Here is an 18032-nt window from a genome sequence, read left to right as displayed (position 1 = left end):
AGGATGCAAAAAATAATTTCTCCACTAATTATTTTTGTAATAGTAGATTTTATATTTGAAGAGAGCTTGATTCCCTATTTTGAGAAACAAGGAGAGCATTATCTCCAAAATAATATTTATTTTAGAAAGCTAGTTCCACTTATTATCATTATTTTCAATGGGATGGAATTATCTCTTGATCAAATAGTTTTGAAGTCATTACAAAATTCAAAATTCTTTTTGCTAATGACAGCTTTTTCATTAATTTTATCTATTTCTACTGTTATTGCAGGAATAGTAGAGTCGAAACTGTTCCTGTTAAGGTATCAAAAAAGGATGAACTATCAGCCAAAAACAAAAGATGAGAAAAGAAGGATTGTGAAATTTGAAGGACTGCATTATGTCAAAGGTAAAGGTGTGTATGATTATTCGGCAGATTATATGAAATACGCTGCATTATGTAATGTTTTGGGTTCAATGGTAGTTATTAGTTTTTTATTGTATTTAAAATTTGTACCTGGATTTTTACAGAGTGCTAGTAACTTAACAATAATTAAAAATGATGATATTCGTGTTATGTTTACCGAAATCATACCTACTGGAGTGATGGTATTTTGTTTTTGGCAGATATTTAGTATTCAAAAAAAAGATGATCAATTAACTGACCAAGATTTTATTCAAAATATAAATATTGAGAATCCTTCCACATACACCTTTAAACGTTGGCATGTTCACTTAAATTTACTACACTTTTGGTACACTTCGACTATATCCTTATTTTTAGTGGCAATGTATATGGACTTTTTGTATTATTACCGACCTATTACATTTACACCATTCGTTTTATTACCTGTCATCTTTCTAACACTATTTTCTTATGTTTCAGCAAATTCAAAATCGGCAAAAGAAATCGATGCAGTCAGTCAAGGAACGTCAGCCTCTTTGTTTTTGTTAATAATTGTTATTGTTCTTTTGATAATGATTGTTCATAAAAAGTCTATCTCACTGTTTTTATCCATTTTATTTTTTGGAATATTTTATATTGGTATCAATTTTAGAAATTTTTCAAGCTATAGTTTTTCTAAAGAGAGGGATAAGTCAATTTTTTGGATGCCAATCATGTTTTTACTTGGTATTACATTCCTATATGTCTTGATAAAATTAGTAGGTTGGGTATTGAACTTGTAAGAGAAGGGTGCACTTATGAAGTATACTAAAACAGCTGAATGCCTTCAGAAGAATTAAAATAAAGGGGTAGGAGAATAGATGATTAAATTAATCGCTACGGACATGGATGGGACCTTCTTAGACAATCAAGGAGCGTTTGATAAAATTCGTTTTGAACGTGTTCTATCAGCTTTGGAAACACATGACATCCGCTTTGTAGTAGCCAGTGGCAATGGGATGGGGCGACTTCTGAAAATATTTGAAGGATTTGAAAATCGCTTGATTTTTGTAGCTGAAAATGGAAGCCACTTGTATCAGAACGGTCAGACTCTCTATCGAAAACCATTGGAATCATCATTGATTCAAGAAACGTTGAATTACCTAGAAGATAGGGTAAAAGATTATTGCTTTATGCTAAGTAATGATGAGTGGATTTACATGGCGGAGGGGGCGAATCAGCCATTTGATCATCAGTTGATCATTGCCAAAGAACAGATGGAAGCCTTTTTAAGTCGGATACGTTATGTGCCAGATTTGAGTGATTTATTAGCGCAAGGCTCTTTCTATAAGATGGGAATGTGGATACCAGAGGAGCAGCTGGGTGAGGTTGTGACAGCATTTAATCGGTTTTTTGCTGGGAAATTAGTAGCAGTTACCAGCGGCTATGGAAGTATTGATATCCTGCCTGAGGGCATTCATAAGGCTTGGGGGCTAAAACGGGTTTTAGACCATTTGAATGTAAATCCTAGCCAGGTGATGGCATTTGGTGACAGCGACAATGACAAGGAAATGCTAGAGTTGGTTGGTCATTCTTATGCAGTAGAAAATGCAACTGAGCGTATCAAATCAGTAGCCAAACACCAAATTGCCTCCCATGATACTGGAGCGGTATTGACTACCATTGAAGCCTATTTGGTAGCAGTAGAAAGGGAGAAGAAATGATTCGTCTGATTGGTTTTGATATGGATGGGACTTTTTTAAATTCTCAAAATAATTATGATCGTGCCCACTTTGCTCGTCTTTTTCCTCTTTTGAAAGAGAAGGGGATTCGTCTGGTTGCGATTTCTGGGAATCAATACCAGCAGATTCGGAGTTTCTTTGAGGGTTATCTAGACGATATCGTGATTGTATCAGAGATTGGAGCTCAGATTTTTGAAAAGGGGCAGCGGATTGATTGCCACTCTTTTGACCGCACAGTAGTCGAAAATATTCTGCACTTATTTGCAGAGAAAGACTTGTTGGCTCGCTGTTCAGTGGCGGGACTTGAAGCCCTTTATTTTGAAGAGGAGGCAGATTCGGATTTCAAAAACATTATCAAAAAACACAATTATGCTTGGCGTGAAATTCCAAGCCTATTGGATTTGCCGGATGACCAGTTTACCATCCTAACATTAGATGTACCTGGTCAGGATATTCCAACCCTTGTTGCGGACATTAATCATCTTGGTCAAGGGCAAGTCAAGGCGGTATCCAGCGGGTTTCACTTTATTGATATTGTCCTTCCAGATGTCAATAAGGGGACAGCCTTGGCATATCTGGGAGAAAAATGGGGAATTAACCCGGATGAAATGATGGTTTTTGGAGATAGTGACAATGACTTGGAAATGTTAGAGTATGCTGCGCATTCTTATGCCATGGAGGGTAGTCCGATCTCTGTCCTTTCTGCCGCCAAATTTTTAGCTCCTTCAAATGATGCCTCGGGTGTTTTCCAGATAATCGAACAGCTCCTTAGAGAAGAACAGTAATAAGCAAAAACGCAGGTGCAATCAGTCAGATGACTGGTTGCATTTTTTGGATGTTTAGGAAATATTCGGTAAATTGCAGAGAAAATGAAAAAAATGCGAAAAAGGCTTTTAATTTTCAAAGATTGTGCTATAATGGCTTGAATCATTTTGCGATGAAGATTATGAAGAGGTTTCGGAGGATAACCGATATGACACAAGCAGGACAGAGGAACTTTGAAAAAGGGACGGCTGCTGGTTTTTTAATTGCACTTGGAATTGTCTACGGAGACATTGGAACGAGTCCTTTATATACGATGCAATCTTTGGTTGAAAACCAAGGTGGTCTCGCCTCTGTATCGGAGAATTTTATTTTAGGGTCTATTTCATTAATTATTTGGACCTTGACACTGATAACAACAGTTAAGTATGTCTGGCTGGCACTCAAAGCAGATAACCATCATGAAGGGGGGATATTCTCTCTGTATACATTGGTTCGGAAAATGGCCAAGTGGCTCATTATTCCAGCTTTAATTGGGGGAGCAACCCTTCTATCAGATGGGGCTCTGACACCTGCTGTGACGGTGACAACGGCAGTGGAAGGTCTTAAAAGTGTTCCAGCCCTTCAAGAGATTTATAGCAATCAAGCCCTTGTTGTGGCAACGACTTTGGTTATTTTAACAGTCTTATTTGGCATTCAGCGGTTCGGTACTGGTTTTGTTGGAAAGGTCTTTGGGCCAGTCATGTTGGTCTGGTTTTCCTTTTTAGGAATCAGTGGACTGCTCAATAGTCTGACCAATCTAGCGGTTTTCAAGGCTATTAATCCTTATTATGCGGTCCACCTATTGCTCAGCCCTGAAAATCATCGTGGGATTTTCATACTAGGCTCTATCTTCCTTGCGACAACAGGGGCAGAAGCCCTCTATTCAGATATGGGACATGTAGGCCGTGGAAATATCTACCTTAGCTGGCCCTTTGTAAAGGTCTGTATCCTCTTGTCCTACTTTGGACAAGGCGCGTGGATTTTGGCGCATCGAGACAGTGGAATCGAGCTCAATCCGTTCTTTGCCAGCATTCCGCAATTCCTATCAGTTTTTGTCGTGATTTTAGCGACCTTGGCAGCTATCATTGCTTCGCAAGCTCTGATTTCTGGTTCCTTTACCCTTGTATCAGAAGCCATGCGTTTGAAAATCTTCCCAACCTTCAAGATTACCTATCCTGGTCAATCCTTGGGACAGTTATACATTCCAGTTATTAACTGGACACTGTGGTTTATCACCTGTGGGATTGTGCTTCATTTCCAAACGTCTGCTCACATGGAAGCGGCCTATGGTCTTGCCATTACCATCACCATGCTGATGACGACCATTCTCTTGACCTACTTCCTTTTGCAACGTGGTGTGAAGCCAGTACTGACTTATCTTTTGATGGCCTTCTTTGCCCTAATTGAAATAGTATTTTTCATTGCTTCTGCCGTCAAATTCCTCCATGGTGGTTACGTGGTCGTCATCATTGCCGCCATTATTATTGGGATTATGTTTATCTGGCTCAAGGGCAATCAAATTACCTTTAAATACATTAAGTCGTTGAATCTGGAGGACTTCAAAGAGCAGTTGGGAAGATTGCGTTTAGACTCGAACTATCCTCTCTATCAAAATAATGTGGTGTATTTGACCAATCGAATGGATGGTCACATGATTGATCACTCTATTTTATATTCTATTTTAGATAAACGTCCGAAAAAAGCGGAGGTTTACTGGTTTGTCAAAGTCAATGTGACGGACGATCCCTATACGCTCGAATACAAAGTCGATATGCTAGACACAGATTATATTGTGCAGGTCGAGCTTTATCTTGGCTTCCGCAGAAGACAAGAAGTGCCACGCTACCTACGAACAATTGTCCAAGATTTGTTGGAATCAGGTCGTTTACCAAAACAGCATCAGGATTATTCTGTCACCCCAGGTCGAATGGTCGGCGATTTCCGCTTTGTGGTCCTTGAAGAACGCCTCTCCAATGCACATCAGATGAAGGTCTTTGACCGTTTCATCTTACAAACAAAGGCCATGATTAAACGCATCACAGCCACCCCAGTCCGCTGGTTTGGCCTCCAATTCTCCGAAGTCACGACAGAAGTTGTTCCACTTGTCCTGTCAGATGTGACGAATCTGGAGATTCATGAGAGAATTGCTGAGAATGCTACACAAAATTAAATAAATCAAAAAGGAAGCTAGTTACTATTTAGCTTCCTTTTTTAATGATGAAAAATCTGATGTAATGTTTGAACATCTTGTTGCCTTAACAGACTTTCTTGTAAAGAAATAGAAGATGTGAAATCTAGCATACGCTCATAGATGTATTCGAGTGATTTGATATCTTCGGGGCGTATTGCAAGTAAAAAGACAAACTTAATAGTGACATCGTTCCAAACAATACCTTTTGGGAAAATAGCGACAGAAATAGTACTTTTTAACACGCTGTGGTGAATAGGGTGAGGGATTGCAACGACATTATCTAAAACAGTATTTGAAATTTCTTCTCGTTTCATAATATCATCATAAAAATTTTCAGTTACAAATTGATTCTCTAATAATTGCTTTGCCAAGAGTTGTAATAAATCTTTTTTATTCAGTTTTTGATGGAACGTTTGGACAAATGCAGGATAAAAGAGATTATGTTTATATTGCATAGTCCTGATAATCTCGGAAATGTTTTGAAAATTTTGTTCAAAATTACTGATATCAAAGTAGAAAATATTGTGATTTAGATACTCTGGTAAAGGAACGGTAGATACGGTTAAGTCATAATTAATATTTGAAAGATTTTCGAATTCCCTTATAGATAATTTTTCTACGGTACCGATAGTATTTAAAAACTGTCTTCGTAACTTGCTTTCAATAATAGAACTTAGAATTTGTCCAGTCCCACAGATAATTGCAATGTTGATTTTAGAAATAGTATCATCTTTATGATTTTCAATTGCATTTGCGAAGTAAAGTGCTATATAAGAAATTTCGTCTTCTGAGAATGAAATATTGAACAATGTTTCAATTTTAGCCATTTCATTGACAGCTAATTCAAAAGCGTAAGGAAAGTTATTTTCAACATGTTGAATAATTGGATTTGTGCGAGAGCCTTTAATGACTAATATATTTAATGCGCGTAAAATATGATTTTTTAAATTAATACGTAATTGTTCATCAAATACCCAGTGATCAGAAATCGTTTTTGAGAGGTTGGTGATGAGCGCATCTGTGATATTAGACGCAAGTGTATCATTATCTTGAATGCTATATAATTCTGAGATAAGATTGGGATAATTCTCGGATAACAAAAATAGGATATAGGCCTGTTCTTCCTGTGGGATTGTGCATTGGAATGCAACTTCTAATTCTGAAATAAATTGTTTGAAGGGTTCCTTGTACTCCTCTGAGAGGCATAAACCTGAATAGTGGATATGGGAAATGAGATGGGCACTTTTAATCCGGCTGATAGTTAATAATAGAGAGGCAAAGGAGTTTTTTTCGAAAAAATCTGTATTTGATAAATTAATTTTTCGGAAAAATTTATAAAAAATAACTGTAAAAAGTTTATAGTCAATGTTATTGCATACATCTTTTACAACCGAAGTTTGTTCTGTAATAAAATGGTGTAAATTATTTTGAAATATTAGGTCTACAATGGCCGTTCGTATGTTTTTTTCTTCCGCTTGAATATAGTAGCCCATATTACTTTTGTTATGTATGGAAATCTGATAGGGTTCTAGCGTTTTCTTTAAAATACGAAAATCATTATATAGTGTATTTTGACTGATAAAAAACGTATCAATTAAATATTCTTTTGAAATAAAGTTTTCAGTTGTTAAAAAAATTCGGAGTAGAAAAAGAATACGATTTTCCGATGAAGTAAATAAGAAGGTCCCTTTATCCTCATGTGCCCAAAAACTTTTAAACTGTTTTTGGTTAGTATATCTAAGTAAGTATCCTTCTCGACGAATCAGTTCAATAGTAGCTCCATTTTGATGAATGTAGTCATTGATTTGTTTAATATCATTTCTCAAGGTGCGAACTGAGATATTTAAATCCTTACATAATCTTCCTGCTGGGACAGGAACATTTTGGGAAATGAGATAATTTAAAATATCATCTAAACGTGTGTAATCTAATTTTGCCATGTACTCACCAACCTTTAAACAAATCATCCTCTCTGTTATTGTAACATAAAATGAGTGTAAATAAATTCATCTTTTTTTAACTATTTACCGCAAAATGTGGCAAAATACTGGAATTTTTTTTAATCATTTTTGCCGTTAAAGGGGGAAAAAAGTATTAGTGACAAGTAAAAAAACTGGTGATATGATAAAGACATAAAGAAAGTCAGAAGAACAGGAGGAATGATATATGCCAGGAGAAGAAATATTACTAAATATGTCTAACATAATTGATTCAGACTTGATATCGCTTCATTTAAAAGCAAAAACGAAGTATGAAGCAATTGAAGAATTGAGTGAATTGCTATTACAGCATGGAGATGTTCGAGATAAGGCAGCATTTATTGAAGATGTTGTTTTTCGAGAAAGTGAGGGAGTGACAGGTATTGGACAGGGTGTCGCTATACCACATGGGAAATCAGAAGCTGTAGAACGTACAACAATAGCGATTGGTATTTCTGACCACTTAATTCCGTGGGAGAGTTTAGATGGAGAACCTGTGAATGCTATTATTTTATTTGCAGTACGTGCACAGGATTCCAATGTGTTGCATTTAAAATTATTACAGCGTGTTGCAATTCTTTTAGCGGATGATACATTTATTCAAAAACTTCATCAAGTCAGTTCAAAAGAAGAGCTGATGATGCTGCTTAAATAATTAAAAACAAAAAGGAGGAAAATTTTATGAGAATTGTCGCCGTTGCAGCCTGTACATCAGGGATAGCGCATACTTATTTAGCAAAGGAAAAACTTATTCGTGCAGCCACGGCACTGGGACACAAGATTCATGTCGAAACGCAAGGAACAATTGGGGTGGAAGATGAACTGACGCCTCAAGAAATTCGCGATGCTGATGTTGCGATATTAGCAGTTGACATTCAAACAAGTGGTAATGAACGATTCAAGGATTTACCTGTTATAAAGGTACCGACATCTATTGTAGTGAAAGCACCAAAGCAATTGTTAGAAAAAATTGAACAAGATTTAAAGCAGAAAAGCGCATCAGCAGAGTAATTTCATAGAGGAGGAAAAAGTAATGAATAAAGTGATACAGGATATAAAGCAGCATTTATTAACAGCTATTTCGTATATGCTACCTCTTGTAGTTGCTTCAGGATTATTAATTGCAATCGGGAATTTAATGGGAGGTGAAAATGTTACAGAATTAGCAGGCATGTCATTTCCAGATGCGATGACTACCCTAGGGGTATTTGGTATGGGGTTGCTTCCATCCTTTATCGGTGGTTATGTATCATATTCTATCGCAGATCGTCCTGGGATAGCTCCAGGTTTCTTAATGGGACAGATTGCTTCTTTCTTAGGAGCAGGTTTCTTAGGTGGGATGATTGGTGGTTTTATTTCAGGGTATCTAGCAAAATTAATCAAAGATTATTTAAAGGTACCGCAGTGGGCCCAAGCTTTAATGCCAATGATGATTGTACCAACTCTAACAGCTATTATAGGTGGGGCACTTATGTTCTTTGTTTTGGGGACTCCTTTAACATTAGCAACGAATTCATTGACAAACTTTATTACTGGTTTAGATCAATCTCAAAAAGCGTTATATGGATTTGTTATCGGTTTCATAGGATGTATTGACTACGGTGGAGCTATTTCTAAAGTGCCTAATTTGATTTGTGATGGTTTGTTGCTTGAAGGGATTACAGGTCCCGAAGGAATTAAGGTATTGGCAGCGATGGTGCCTCCTATCGGAGTTACGTTTGCTTATCTGCTGTCAAAAGTAGTTCACAAATCTATTTATACAAAACAAGAAGTGAATGCGATTAAAGTTGCTTTTCCAATGGGATTATGTATGATTTCGGAAGGTGTGATTCCAATTGCAATGAATGATTTGTTACGTACAGTTATTTCTACTTCTATTGGTTGTGGGATTACTGGGGCTATTAGTTACGCGTTTGGTAATGGTAGTCCAGTACCTTCAGGAGGAGTCTTTGTTATTCCAGCGATGGACAAACCATTTGTAGCCCTTGTTGCTTTACTTGTGGGTTCATGTGTGACGGCAGTGTTATTAGTATTGTTGAAAAAACCGTTAACTGATACAGAGATGGATGCTGTTTTAGAAGAGGAAGAAGAAACAGTAGATTTGTCAAGTTTATCTTTTGAATAAAAATATAATGGAGGAAACAAGATGTTAATTAATATGGAACAAATGTTGGCAATTGCGAAAGAAAATAAATTTGCGGTTGCTGCTTATAATATTTCGAACTTGGAACTCGTACGAATTGTTGTAGAACAGTGTGAGGCTGATAATGCTCCAGCAATTATTGAAGTGCATCCAACAGAAGTCGCTTATTGTAAAGATGATTTCTTTGCTTACGTGCTACAACGGATTAAGAACAGTCGTGTGCCATTTGTTTTGCACTTAGATCATGGTGATAGTATAGAGAGTGTTGTCCGTGCAATTCATAATGGTTTCAGCTCCGTAATGATTGATGGGTCATTGTTGTCTTGGGAGGAGAATGTTGCTCTTACTAAGGAAGCAGTAGATATCTGTCATCGAGTTGGGGTCAGCGTTGAAGGTGAGCTAGGAACAATTGGTAAGACTGGTACCACTGTTGAAGATGGTTTGCAAAATGGTATCTATACGAAACCAGAAGATGCGAAGCGATTTGTAGAATTAACAGGTGTTGATACGTTGGCGATTGGTATTGGAACTGCTCATGGTGTTTATCCAAAGAGTGTTACCCCTAAAATTCGAATTGATATTTTAGATGATATTGTAAAACAAGTTGAAGTTCCATTGGTTTTACATGGTGGTTCTTCTAATCCAGATGAACAAATTGCTGATGCAGTCAAGCATGGTATCCAGAAAATTAATATTTCTTCAGATTTCAAAAAAGCATTTTTTGATAAAGTAAGAGAAGTGTTGACAGAAAATGAAGGCTGGGATCCTAATACGTTATTCCCTGAATGTCTTGTAGAGGGTAAGAAAGTAGTGCATCATAAAAATCAATTATTCGGAGCAATTGATAAAGCTGACTTATATGTTTCCGTAGAACCTTGGCGTGCAGAATATTTATAAACGAAATCTGTAAACATAGAGTCCTCACCGCCTGTGAATGGGTGGTGAGGACTTTATTATGGCTTCAAGCCAGTTTTTCTCGTAGAGAAAAACAAGAAAACCACCAGCTAAGCTGGTGGCTGATAAGGCTTCTAGCTTCCATTTATTTGCAAGTAGGCTGATGTTTTAAGAATAATTTATTTAACAGGAATGCGACCGAGTGAGGCGCTGGGATTAAATGAGGATGTTCTAGATTTTAGAAATAAACTGATAAAGGTACACTGGTAGAGAGCAAGTCATAATAAAACTGATAAAGAAATGCTAGAAGAAGGATTGACTGATGAAAAGGAACGATACAGAGCCATTTTAAAAACCAAAGAAAGTGTGAGAACTATTCCAATGTCTCCAAAAGTAGAAGCGATTTTATTGAAATATATTCAGAGAAATAGATTTCAAGCAGAGTTCAACCCAACTTATAAAGATATGGGATATATATTTACTAGAATCTATATCAAAGGTAAGGATCAGCAAGGTAGTCCGTTATATCATACAGAAATTTCAATGTTCTTGAGGGGTGGGACTAGCCAGTCAGCAAAGTATAATAAGAAAAGTGGAAAACCTTATAAAGATATTGATGAACTAGTAGATTTTGGTAGATCTATTCACATCGTGCCTCACATGTTCCGACATAGTTTTGTTTCAGTTATGGCTGATAAGAATGTCAGTCTAAACGTTATTCGAGAATTTGTAAGACATTCAGAAGATAGTAAAGAGGTTGAAAGAATCTACCTTCATGTCATGCAAAAAGGAAAAGATAAGATTGAAAAAGCTATGCTAGATTTAGCTGAAATAATCACTTGAGTATCTTAATCAGTTAAAATTCAGTTATTTTGCTAAAATCAAAAGAAAAAAGCCTTTGAAACGTTGATTTCAAGGGCTTTTCTGAATTCAATTATTTTACTTCAGTAAAAATCACGTGTTTACGCAATTTTGGTGAGTATTTTTTCAATTGAAGACGGTCTGGAGTGTTACGTTTGTTTTTTGAAGTAAGGTACAAGCGTTCACCAGATTCTTTGTGTTCAAGTGTAATATTTACGCGCATGGTATCTCCCTTCTATTATTCAGCTGAAGTTGCTTTTTCGATTTTACGTCCTTTGTAGTATCCTTTAAGGGATACACGGTGAGAACGTGAATAGTCTCCAGTAGTTTCGTCAAATTTCACAGTTGGAGCTGTTACTTTGTAGTGAGTGCGACGTTTGTTCTTTTTCGCTTTTGAAGTGCGACGTGCAGGTACTGCCATTTCTTTCTTTCCTCCATGGGTAATGTTCTATGACTTTCGTCAACTTTAATAGTATATCAAAAGATTTTTGTAAAGTAAAGTTACTTGACACGATTTTTTTCTTTTTTTGAAAATGGTAGAGCTTTTATGGTAAAATAGAAAAGACATTAGAGACTAATAGAGAAAGGATGAGAGCGACTTTGTGTTCTAAACTGAACACGGGCTAAAAATGTCAAGAAAAAGATAGACCTTCTTGTGTCTGAAGACACGGCGTGGTCTCCTATTTTCTTCTCGTTTTTTGACGCTCTTTGTATCTTAGATATGAAACTACAAAAACCAAAAGGGACACAGGATATTTTACCACAGGAGGCTGCCAAGTGGCAGTATGTGGAAAATCGTGCGAGAGAGATTTTTAAACAGTATAATTATGGTGAAATCCGTACACCGATGTTCGAACATTACGAAGTGATTTCGCGTTCAGTCGGCGATACGACAGATATCGTGACCAAGGAAATGTACGATTTCTATGATAAGGGAGAGCGGCATATCACCCTCCGTCCAGAAGGAACGGCGCCTGTTGTGCGTTCTTATGTAGAAAATAAATTGTTTGCACCAGAAGTGCAAAAGCCTGTTAAGATGTACTACATCGGCTCCATGTTTCGCTATGAGCGTCCACAGGCAGGCCGCTTGCGTGAGTTCCACCAGATTGGGGTAGAAGCCTTTGGCTCAAAAAATCCTGCAACGGATGTAGAAACCATTGCCATGGCCTACCACCTCTTCCAAGATTTGGGAATCAAGGATATTACCCTGCACCTTAATACTCTCGGTAGTCCAGAGAGCCGTGCAGCTTATCGTCAAGCGTTGATTGACTACTTGACACCGCTGAAGGAGACACTTTCCAAAGATAGCCAACGTCGCCTAGAGGAAAATCCGTTACGTGTGTTAGATAGTAAGGAAAAAGAAGATAAGGTAGCGGTGGAAAACGCTCCATCTATCTTGGATTACCTTGATAAAGAAAGTCAGGCATACTTCGATGCCGTGCGTCAGATGTTGGAAGATTTGCAGATTCCGTACGTGATTGATACCAATATGGTACGTGGTTTGGACTACTATAACCACACGATTTTTGAATTTATTACGAAAGTTGAAAAGTCTGAATTGACCATCTGTGCCGGAGGGCGTTACGATGACTTGGTTGAGTATTTTGGTGGACCAGAGACACCGGGATTTGGTTTTGGTCTTGGATTGGAACGCCTACTCCTCATCTTGGACAAACAAGGGATTATCTTACCAATTGAGACCGGTTTGGATGTCTACATTGCTGTTTTAGGTGATGGTGCCAACCGTAAAGCGCTTGAATTGGTACAAGCCATTCGCCGTCAAGGCTTCTCCGTAGAACGTGATGTCCTCGGTCGGAAAATCAAGGCTCAATTCAAATCAGCCGATGTTTTAGGGGCAAAAACCATCATTACTCTCGGTGAAAGTGAAGTCGAAGCAGGTCAAGTGACCATCAAGAATAATACAACTCGTGAAGAACAAACAGTCACATTTGAACAAATTGCGACAGGTTTTGCAGGGATTCTTGCAACAATCATTGGATAATTGAATAATAGAAAAAGCTCGGTTTGTACCGTATCTAAAAGTTAGATAGAAATGCTAACTATTAGGGAGACGATGCAAACAGGGTCTTTTTCTTTACATGAAAGAAGGGAATGATTAGTTAGAGAAAGTAGCAGCATAGATATCCAATAATAAGCGTGCAATAACAGATAGGGGAAGCCTAGAATGGACTTCAAAGTCGGGAAAATAAGAAAGTTCTGATTTATATCCAAATAATTTATGCTGCGTATATTGTGAAAGAGAGCTGGCCTGGTTGGCGGAAATGAGGATGGTTGGGATTGATTTTGTATCGCAATTCTTTGCGGCATCTATTAGTTCCAGTGTTTCACCATTTAGAGAAATAAAAAGGACAGCATCGTCTGTAGATAACCGCTCGCTAATGAGGCGGATAATGTTTGGGTCTGTATGCATTTCGCATCTTTTATCCAGAAGTTGTAATTTAATCATGATTTCATTGGCTAAGAGTTCTGAAAAACCACGTGCAAAAATAATGATTCGTTTCGCTTGATTCATGCACGCAACGGCGCTTCCAATGGTGTCAATATCGAGCATGTTTAAAGTACGAGTCACTTCTTGATAACTTTTTAAAATGGAACGTTTGGTATCTTTAGTTAATTGATCGTCTTTTAAAACATTTAAGCTATTTTGACTGTTAAATCGGACATCGTGCTTAAATTCAGAAAAGCCGCTATATCCCTTTTTTTGTAAGGTTCGTGTAATAGTAGCATTTGATACATTAGCTATCTCACCTAATTCTGAAATAGTCAGTTTAGATACTTCGCCAAAATTATGTGTGATATACTGCCAAACAAATTCTTCTGTTTCTGTTAATTTTTGTTGCATAAGCTTGCCTCTGAAAAGATTTTCTAAACTGTCTTCAAAATAGAAAACGTATCCAAAATGGAAATGTTATGATAAGTATACACAAGCACAATAGAAAACTCAATAGGAGGGAAAGTTATGGCAAGTGTCTATACTTGTACAATGAATCTAGCTATTGATCTTTTTATTGAAACGGAACACCTAGAGAATGGGAAAGTAAATCGTACGATATCGGATGACATTCAGGCAAACGGAAAAGGTGTGAATGTTTCATTAATTATGAAGCAACTGGGCATTGATACAATAGCATTAGGATTTGCGGCCGGATTTACAGGGAAATTTATTGCAGATACCTTAGAATCTGAGGCTATCGCAACAGATTTTGTAGAAGTAGATGGCTTTACACGAATCAATGTATTTACCAAGGTTAACTCAACGGGAGAAGAGTTTAAACAAGTTAATAAAGGCCCTCTGGTTGGACAAACTGCTCAAAAACAGCTATTAGAAAAGATAAATACTCTACAATCAGGAGACTATCTAATTGTATCCGGAAGCCTTCCGCGCGGAGTGGGGGCAGAAATATTAGTGGAAATCGCACAAATTGCCTATCAAAAAGGACTTCATCTTATCTATGATGTGAGCGATTCTATGATATTAGAATGCGTTCAATATCATCCCTACTTATTGAAACCTAATGAAGAAGAAATTGCTAAGTGGTTTGGAAGAGATTCTGTTGATATAGAGGTGGCAATTGATTGTGCTAAAGAATTAGTTAATAGAGGTGCTCAGCAAGTCTTGCTGTCATTAGGAAGAGAGGGAGCGGTTTTTGTTGGCAGTGATTTATCTGTGTATAGCTGTACATCACCTAAAGGTAAAGTTGTCAATACTGCTTGTGCAGGTGACACTCTATTAGGGACATTTTTGGCCAGCCTATTAAAGGGAGAACAGCTTGAAAATGCTTTGATGAAGAGCGTTGCAGCAGGCTCATCAACCGCTTTTCGTAGTGGCATTACAGATTTTAGTGATGTCGATGATTTACAGAAACAAATTATTTTATATACATCAAATGGAGGTTTATCATGACTCGATACAAATTAATTGCAGCGACTGGTTGTCCAACTGGTATTGCACATACGTTTATGGCGCAAGAAGCGCTGGAAAAAGCAGCTAAAGAAAAGGGTGTGACTATTAAGGTAGAAACACATGGCCAAATTGGGGTAGAAAATGAATTGACTGCAGAAGAAATTGCTGCGGCTGATGCAGTGATTATTGCTGCAGATAAAGATGTTCAAGCCGAACGTTTTGCAGGAAAACGTGTGATTGAAGTTTCGGTAGCAGATGGAATACGAAAAGCAGATCAGCTGATTGATGATGCTTTGAATGGGAAAGGACGCATTAAGAATGGTACAGCGACAGTGGTCCAGACAGAAGTTGAGATAGCTGGTTCAGAGAATATCGGACATCAAATTTATAAACATTTGATGAACGGAGTCTCTCATATGCTTCCTTTTGTTGTGGCAGGGGGAGTACTTGTTGCGATTTCATTCCTATTTGGGATTTATTCATTCGATCCAAATAGTGAACAGTATAATTGGTTTGCGGCTCTCTTGAAAACAGATATTGGTGGAGTTGCAATGGGGATGATGACTCCGATACTAGCAGCCTTTATCGCTGAATCCATTGCGAAGCGACCAGGGTTTGTAGCTGGATTAGTTGCAGGTTTGATGGCCGCAAACGGTGGCTCAGGCTTCCTTGGGGGAATTGTAGGTGGTTTTGCGGCAGGTTATATCGTTCTTGCCTTAATGAAAGTATTTGAAAGCCTACCTAAATCCTTAGATGGTTTAAAAGCTATCTTTTTATACCCCGTGTTTGGTGTGTTTTTCACAGGCTTAGTGATGGCAATGGTTAACTCTCCAATGGCTTGGGTGAATGAAAGTATGATGGCTTGGTTGGGAGCGTTTGAGAATGCCAATCCATTTGTTTTGGGAGCTATTATTGGTTGTATGTGTGCATTTGATATGGGTGGTCCAGTGAATAAGGCGGCCTATGTTACAGGAACAGCTCTACTTGCTCAGGGCAATACAACCTTTATGGCAGGAGTGTCAGCTGCTTGTATTGTACCACCACTTACAACATTTGTAGCGACTACAGTCTTTAGAAAATATTACAGTGATGATGATCGTAATGCTGGTTTGGCTAATTTGATTTTAGGTTCTACCCATATTACAGAAGGGGCTATTCCATTTGCAGCAAAAGATCCATTACGCAATATTCCAACTCTGATGTTAGGTTCTTCTATTGGTGCTATTTTAACTTATATGTGGAACGTTCAAGTACCAGCTCCCCACGGAGGATTTCTAGTACTTCCAGTTGTTACTCATGCAGTAATGTGGGTGTTAGCCATTGCTATAGGCGCAATTATATCAGGTCTTATTATGGGATATGTGCAAAAATTAAAAGTAGAAAAAGCGTAGGAGTATATCATGATTGATCAATCTTTAATAAAAGTAGGACAAGTTTTTCAAAGTCAAGAAGAGGTGTTCCAGAATCTCTCTGAAATGATTGTTCAAGAAGGGTATGCAACAGATGAGAGAGCAGTCTACGAAGCATTAAAACTACGTGAGTCTGAGGGAACAACAGGGATGATGGATGGCTTTGCAATTCCTCATGCAAAATGTACTGCAATTCAGAGGCCATCCGTAGTAGTTTTGAAATTAGACCAAGGGGTAGAATGGCAATCTATGGATGGAGAATTAATTCGTTATGTAGTTGCTCTCTTTATTCCGGAGGAAGAAGCTGGAACAACCCACTTAAAATTGTTGTCTCAATTAGCAAGATTGTTGATTAGAGAAGAATTTAAGACTGCTTTTAAGACCGCTGCAAGTCCGTCAGAATTAGAGAGCTTAATGAAGCATTCTTTAGAATTGTAAGATGAGGAGGAAAGCATGGCACTAACAGAACAAAAACGTCTCTATATGGAAAAGTTGAGTGCTAAAAATGGCATTATCTCAGCCCTAGCCTTTGACCAACGTGGAGCCTTAAAACGATTGATGGCACAGTATCAAACGGATGAACCAACTGTAGCTCAAATGGAAGAGCTAAAAGTCTTGGTGGCTGAAGAATTGACACCATTTGCCTCTTCCATGTTGCTCGACCCAGAATATGGTCTTCCTGCCACAAAAGTCTTACATCAGGATGCTGGACTTCTCCTTGCCTATGAGAAAACGGGCTATGATACCACCAGCACCAAACGACTCCCAGATTGCTTGGATGATTGGTCTGTCAAACGCCTGAAAGAAGAAGGGGCAGATGCGATTAAATTCTTGCTTTATTACGATGTGGATAGCGATGAAGCAACCAATCGTCAGAAACAAGCCTATATTGAACGCATTGGCTCTGAATGTGTGGCAGAAGATATTCCTTTCTATCTAGAAATTTTAGCCTACGATGAAACCATTTCGGATGCAACAAGTGTAGAATATGCCAAGGTGAAACCTCGTAAGGTCATTGAAGCCATGAAGGTCTTTTCAGCAGAACGTTTTGGTATTGACGTCTTGAAGGTAGAAGTGCCAGTCAACATGAACTTTGTGGAAGGGTTTGGAACTGGAGAAGTCGTATACACCAAGGCAGAAGCGTCAGCATACTTTAAGGAGCAAGATGGGGCGACCACTCTTCCTTACATCTACTTGAGTGCTGGAGTGTCTGCGAAATTGTTCCAAGAAACCTTAGTCTTTGCCAAAGAATCTGGAGCTAACTTCAATGGTGTCCTTTGTGGCCGTGCCACTTGGGCAGGTGGTGTGAAGGACTACATTGAAAAAGGCGAAACAGCTGCTCGTGAATGGCTTCGTACCACTGGTTTCCAAAATATCAATGACTTGAACAAGGTCTTGAAGGAAACAGCAACACCGTGGGCTCAACAAGTATAAATATTATGACTAACCCTATGTTTGATAGCGATTTTTACAACATTGGTATGAAAAAAATCACCGAATCTGGTGATTTTTTATTTGTAATCTAAGGAATAATCTTACACATGTATCCGCTTACTAATCAAAAAATCACTTGTGAAAGAAAAAAAGTTTGATAAAAAAATCACAAACAAACAAAAAGAAAAAGCGCTATGAAACGATTTTCATATTTTTTTCACAAGTGAAAAAAAGAAATATTGTGAATCTTTTAACAAACTCTTTACAAACTGGAAGAAATAGGGTA

17 protein-coding genes and 1 pseudogene are annotated in these 18032 nt (G+C 37.9%); 14 read left to right on the top strand and 4 right to left on the bottom strand.

What is annotated here, in order from left to right; all coding sequences use genetic code 11:
- Nucleotides 1–3: 3 nt before the first annotated feature.
- The 4 genes from A3I9_RS0102245 (at nt 4) to A3I9_RS0102230 (ending at nt 5080) form a co-directional block, all read left to right on the top strand.
- On the top strand, nt 4–1167 hold the full coding sequence (locus tag A3I9_RS0102245) for a hypothetical protein (RefSeq protein WP_018377463.1): 1164 nt from the start codon (nt 4–6) through the stop codon (nt 1165–1167).
- 78 nt (nt 1168–1245) lie between these two features.
- The gene (locus A3I9_RS0102240; protein ID WP_018377462.1) at nt 1246–2088 is read left to right on the top strand and encodes a Cof-type HAD-IIB family hydrolase; all 843 of its coding nucleotides are present in this window, start codon (nt 1246–1248) and stop codon (nt 2086–2088) included.
- Nucleotides 2085–2891 carry a Cof-type HAD-IIB family hydrolase gene (locus A3I9_RS0102235; protein WP_018377461.1) on the top strand — a complete coding sequence of 269 codons (807 nt, stop codon included), beginning with the start codon at nt 2085–2087 and terminating at the stop codon, nt 2889–2891. Before A3I9_RS0102240 ends, A3I9_RS0102235 begins: the two co-directional genes overlap by 4 nt.
- A 188-nt stretch (nt 2892–3079) precedes the next feature.
- Nucleotides 3080–5080: a KUP/HAK/KT family potassium transporter gene (locus A3I9_RS0102230; protein ID WP_018377460.1), complete on the top strand. Its 2001-nt coding sequence runs from the start codon at nt 3080–3082 to the stop codon at nt 5078–5080.
- A 41-nt stretch (nt 5081–5121) separates the two neighbouring features.
- Here the strand turns inward: A3I9_RS0102230 and A3I9_RS0102225 are convergent, their stop codons facing one another.
- Nucleotides 5122–7041, bottom strand: coding sequence for a BglG family transcription antiterminator (locus tag A3I9_RS0102225; RefSeq protein WP_018377459.1), 1920 nt, complete (start codon nt 7039–7041; stop codon nt 5122–5124).
- Nucleotides 7042–7267: 226 nt separating this feature from the next.
- On the opposite strand from A3I9_RS0102225, the gene A3I9_RS0102220 reads away from it, so the two are divergent.
- The 5 genes and pseudogenes from A3I9_RS0102220 to A3I9_RS12370 all read left to right on the top strand — a co-directional run.
- A complete protein-coding gene (locus tag A3I9_RS0102220; protein WP_018377458.1) occupies nt 7268–7735 on the top strand; it encodes a PTS sugar transporter subunit IIA in 468 nt (155 codons plus the stop codon).
- A 26-nt stretch (nt 7736–7761) separates the two neighbouring features.
- Complete coding sequence (locus tag A3I9_RS0102215) at nt 7762–8091, top strand: PTS fructose transporter subunit IIB (RefSeq protein WP_018377457.1); 330 nt, start codon at nt 7762–7764, stop codon at nt 8089–8091.
- 22 nt (nt 8092–8113) lie between these two features.
- Complete coding sequence (locus tag A3I9_RS0102210; RefSeq protein WP_018377456.1) at nt 8114–9205, top strand: PTS fructose transporter subunit IIC; 1092 nt, start codon at nt 8114–8116, stop codon at nt 9203–9205.
- A 21-nt stretch (nt 9206–9226) separates the two neighbouring features.
- Entirely contained in the window at nt 9227–10120 is an 894-nt protein-coding gene (locus A3I9_RS0102205) for a ketose-bisphosphate aldolase (RefSeq protein WP_018377455.1), read from the top strand.
- A gap of 156 nt (nt 10121–10276) precedes the next feature.
- Nucleotides 10277–10960: pseudogene (locus A3I9_RS12370) on the top strand (tyrosine-type recombinase/integrase); the annotation flags it as partial.
- Between the two features lie 91 nt (nt 10961–11051).
- Here A3I9_RS12370 and rpmG read toward each other — a convergent pair.
- Nucleotides 11052–11201, bottom strand: a complete 150-nt coding sequence (gene rpmG, locus A3I9_RS0102195; RefSeq protein WP_002262412.1) for a 50S ribosomal protein L33 — start codon at nt 11199–11201, stop codon at nt 11052–11054.
- A gap of 15 nt (nt 11202–11216) precedes the next feature.
- Entirely contained in the window at nt 11217–11399 is a 183-nt protein-coding gene (gene rpmF / locus A3I9_RS0102190) for a 50S ribosomal protein L32 (protein WP_018377453.1), read from the bottom strand.
- Between the two features lie 300 nt (nt 11400–11699).
- On the opposite strand from rpmF, the gene hisS reads away from it, so the two are divergent.
- Complete coding sequence (gene hisS, locus A3I9_RS0102185; protein ID WP_026217290.1) at nt 11700–12980, top strand: histidine--tRNA ligase; 1281 nt, start codon at nt 11700–11702, stop codon at nt 12978–12980.
- 114 nt (nt 12981–13094) lie between these two features.
- On the opposite strand, the gene A3I9_RS0102180 is transcribed toward hisS, so the two are convergent.
- On the bottom strand, nt 13095–13841 hold the full coding sequence (locus A3I9_RS0102180; protein ID WP_018377451.1) for a MurR/RpiR family transcriptional regulator: 747 nt from the start codon (nt 13839–13841) through the stop codon (nt 13095–13097).
- A 117-nt stretch (nt 13842–13958) separates the two neighbouring features.
- Between A3I9_RS0102180 and pfkB the strand changes: the two genes are divergently transcribed.
- The 4 genes from pfkB to lacD are packed head-to-tail and all read left to right on the top strand — an operon-like array spanning nt 13959 to nt 17746.
- Nucleotides 13959–14903 (top strand): 1-phosphofructokinase, encoded by a 945-nt coding sequence (gene pfkB / locus A3I9_RS0102175; RefSeq protein ID WP_018377450.1) that lies wholly within the window; start codon nt 13959–13961, stop codon nt 14901–14903.
- Complete coding sequence (locus A3I9_RS0102170) at nt 14900–16294, top strand: PTS fructose transporter subunit IIC (protein WP_018377449.1); 1395 nt, start codon at nt 14900–14902, stop codon at nt 16292–16294. Before pfkB ends, A3I9_RS0102170 begins: the two co-directional genes overlap by 4 nt.
- A 9-nt stretch (nt 16295–16303) precedes the next feature.
- Nucleotides 16304–16750 carry a PTS sugar transporter subunit IIA gene (locus tag A3I9_RS0102165; protein WP_018377448.1) on the top strand — a complete coding sequence of 149 codons (447 nt, stop codon included), beginning with the start codon at nt 16304–16306 and terminating at the stop codon, nt 16748–16750.
- Between the two features lie 15 nt (nt 16751–16765).
- Complete coding sequence (gene lacD / locus A3I9_RS0102160; protein WP_018377447.1) at nt 16766–17746, top strand: tagatose-bisphosphate aldolase; 981 nt, start codon at nt 16766–16768, stop codon at nt 17744–17746.
- Nucleotides 17747–18032: the final 286 nt, after the last annotated feature.

This window comes from Streptococcus ovis DSM 16829, assembly GCF_000380125.1.
In the GTDB taxonomy this organism is placed as follows: Bacteria; Bacillota; Bacilli; order Lactobacillales; family Streptococcaceae; genus Streptococcus; species Streptococcus ovis.
The sequence above is the reverse complement of the archived record's forward strand: the minus strand, read 5'-3'. Positions and strand labels throughout refer to the sequence as shown.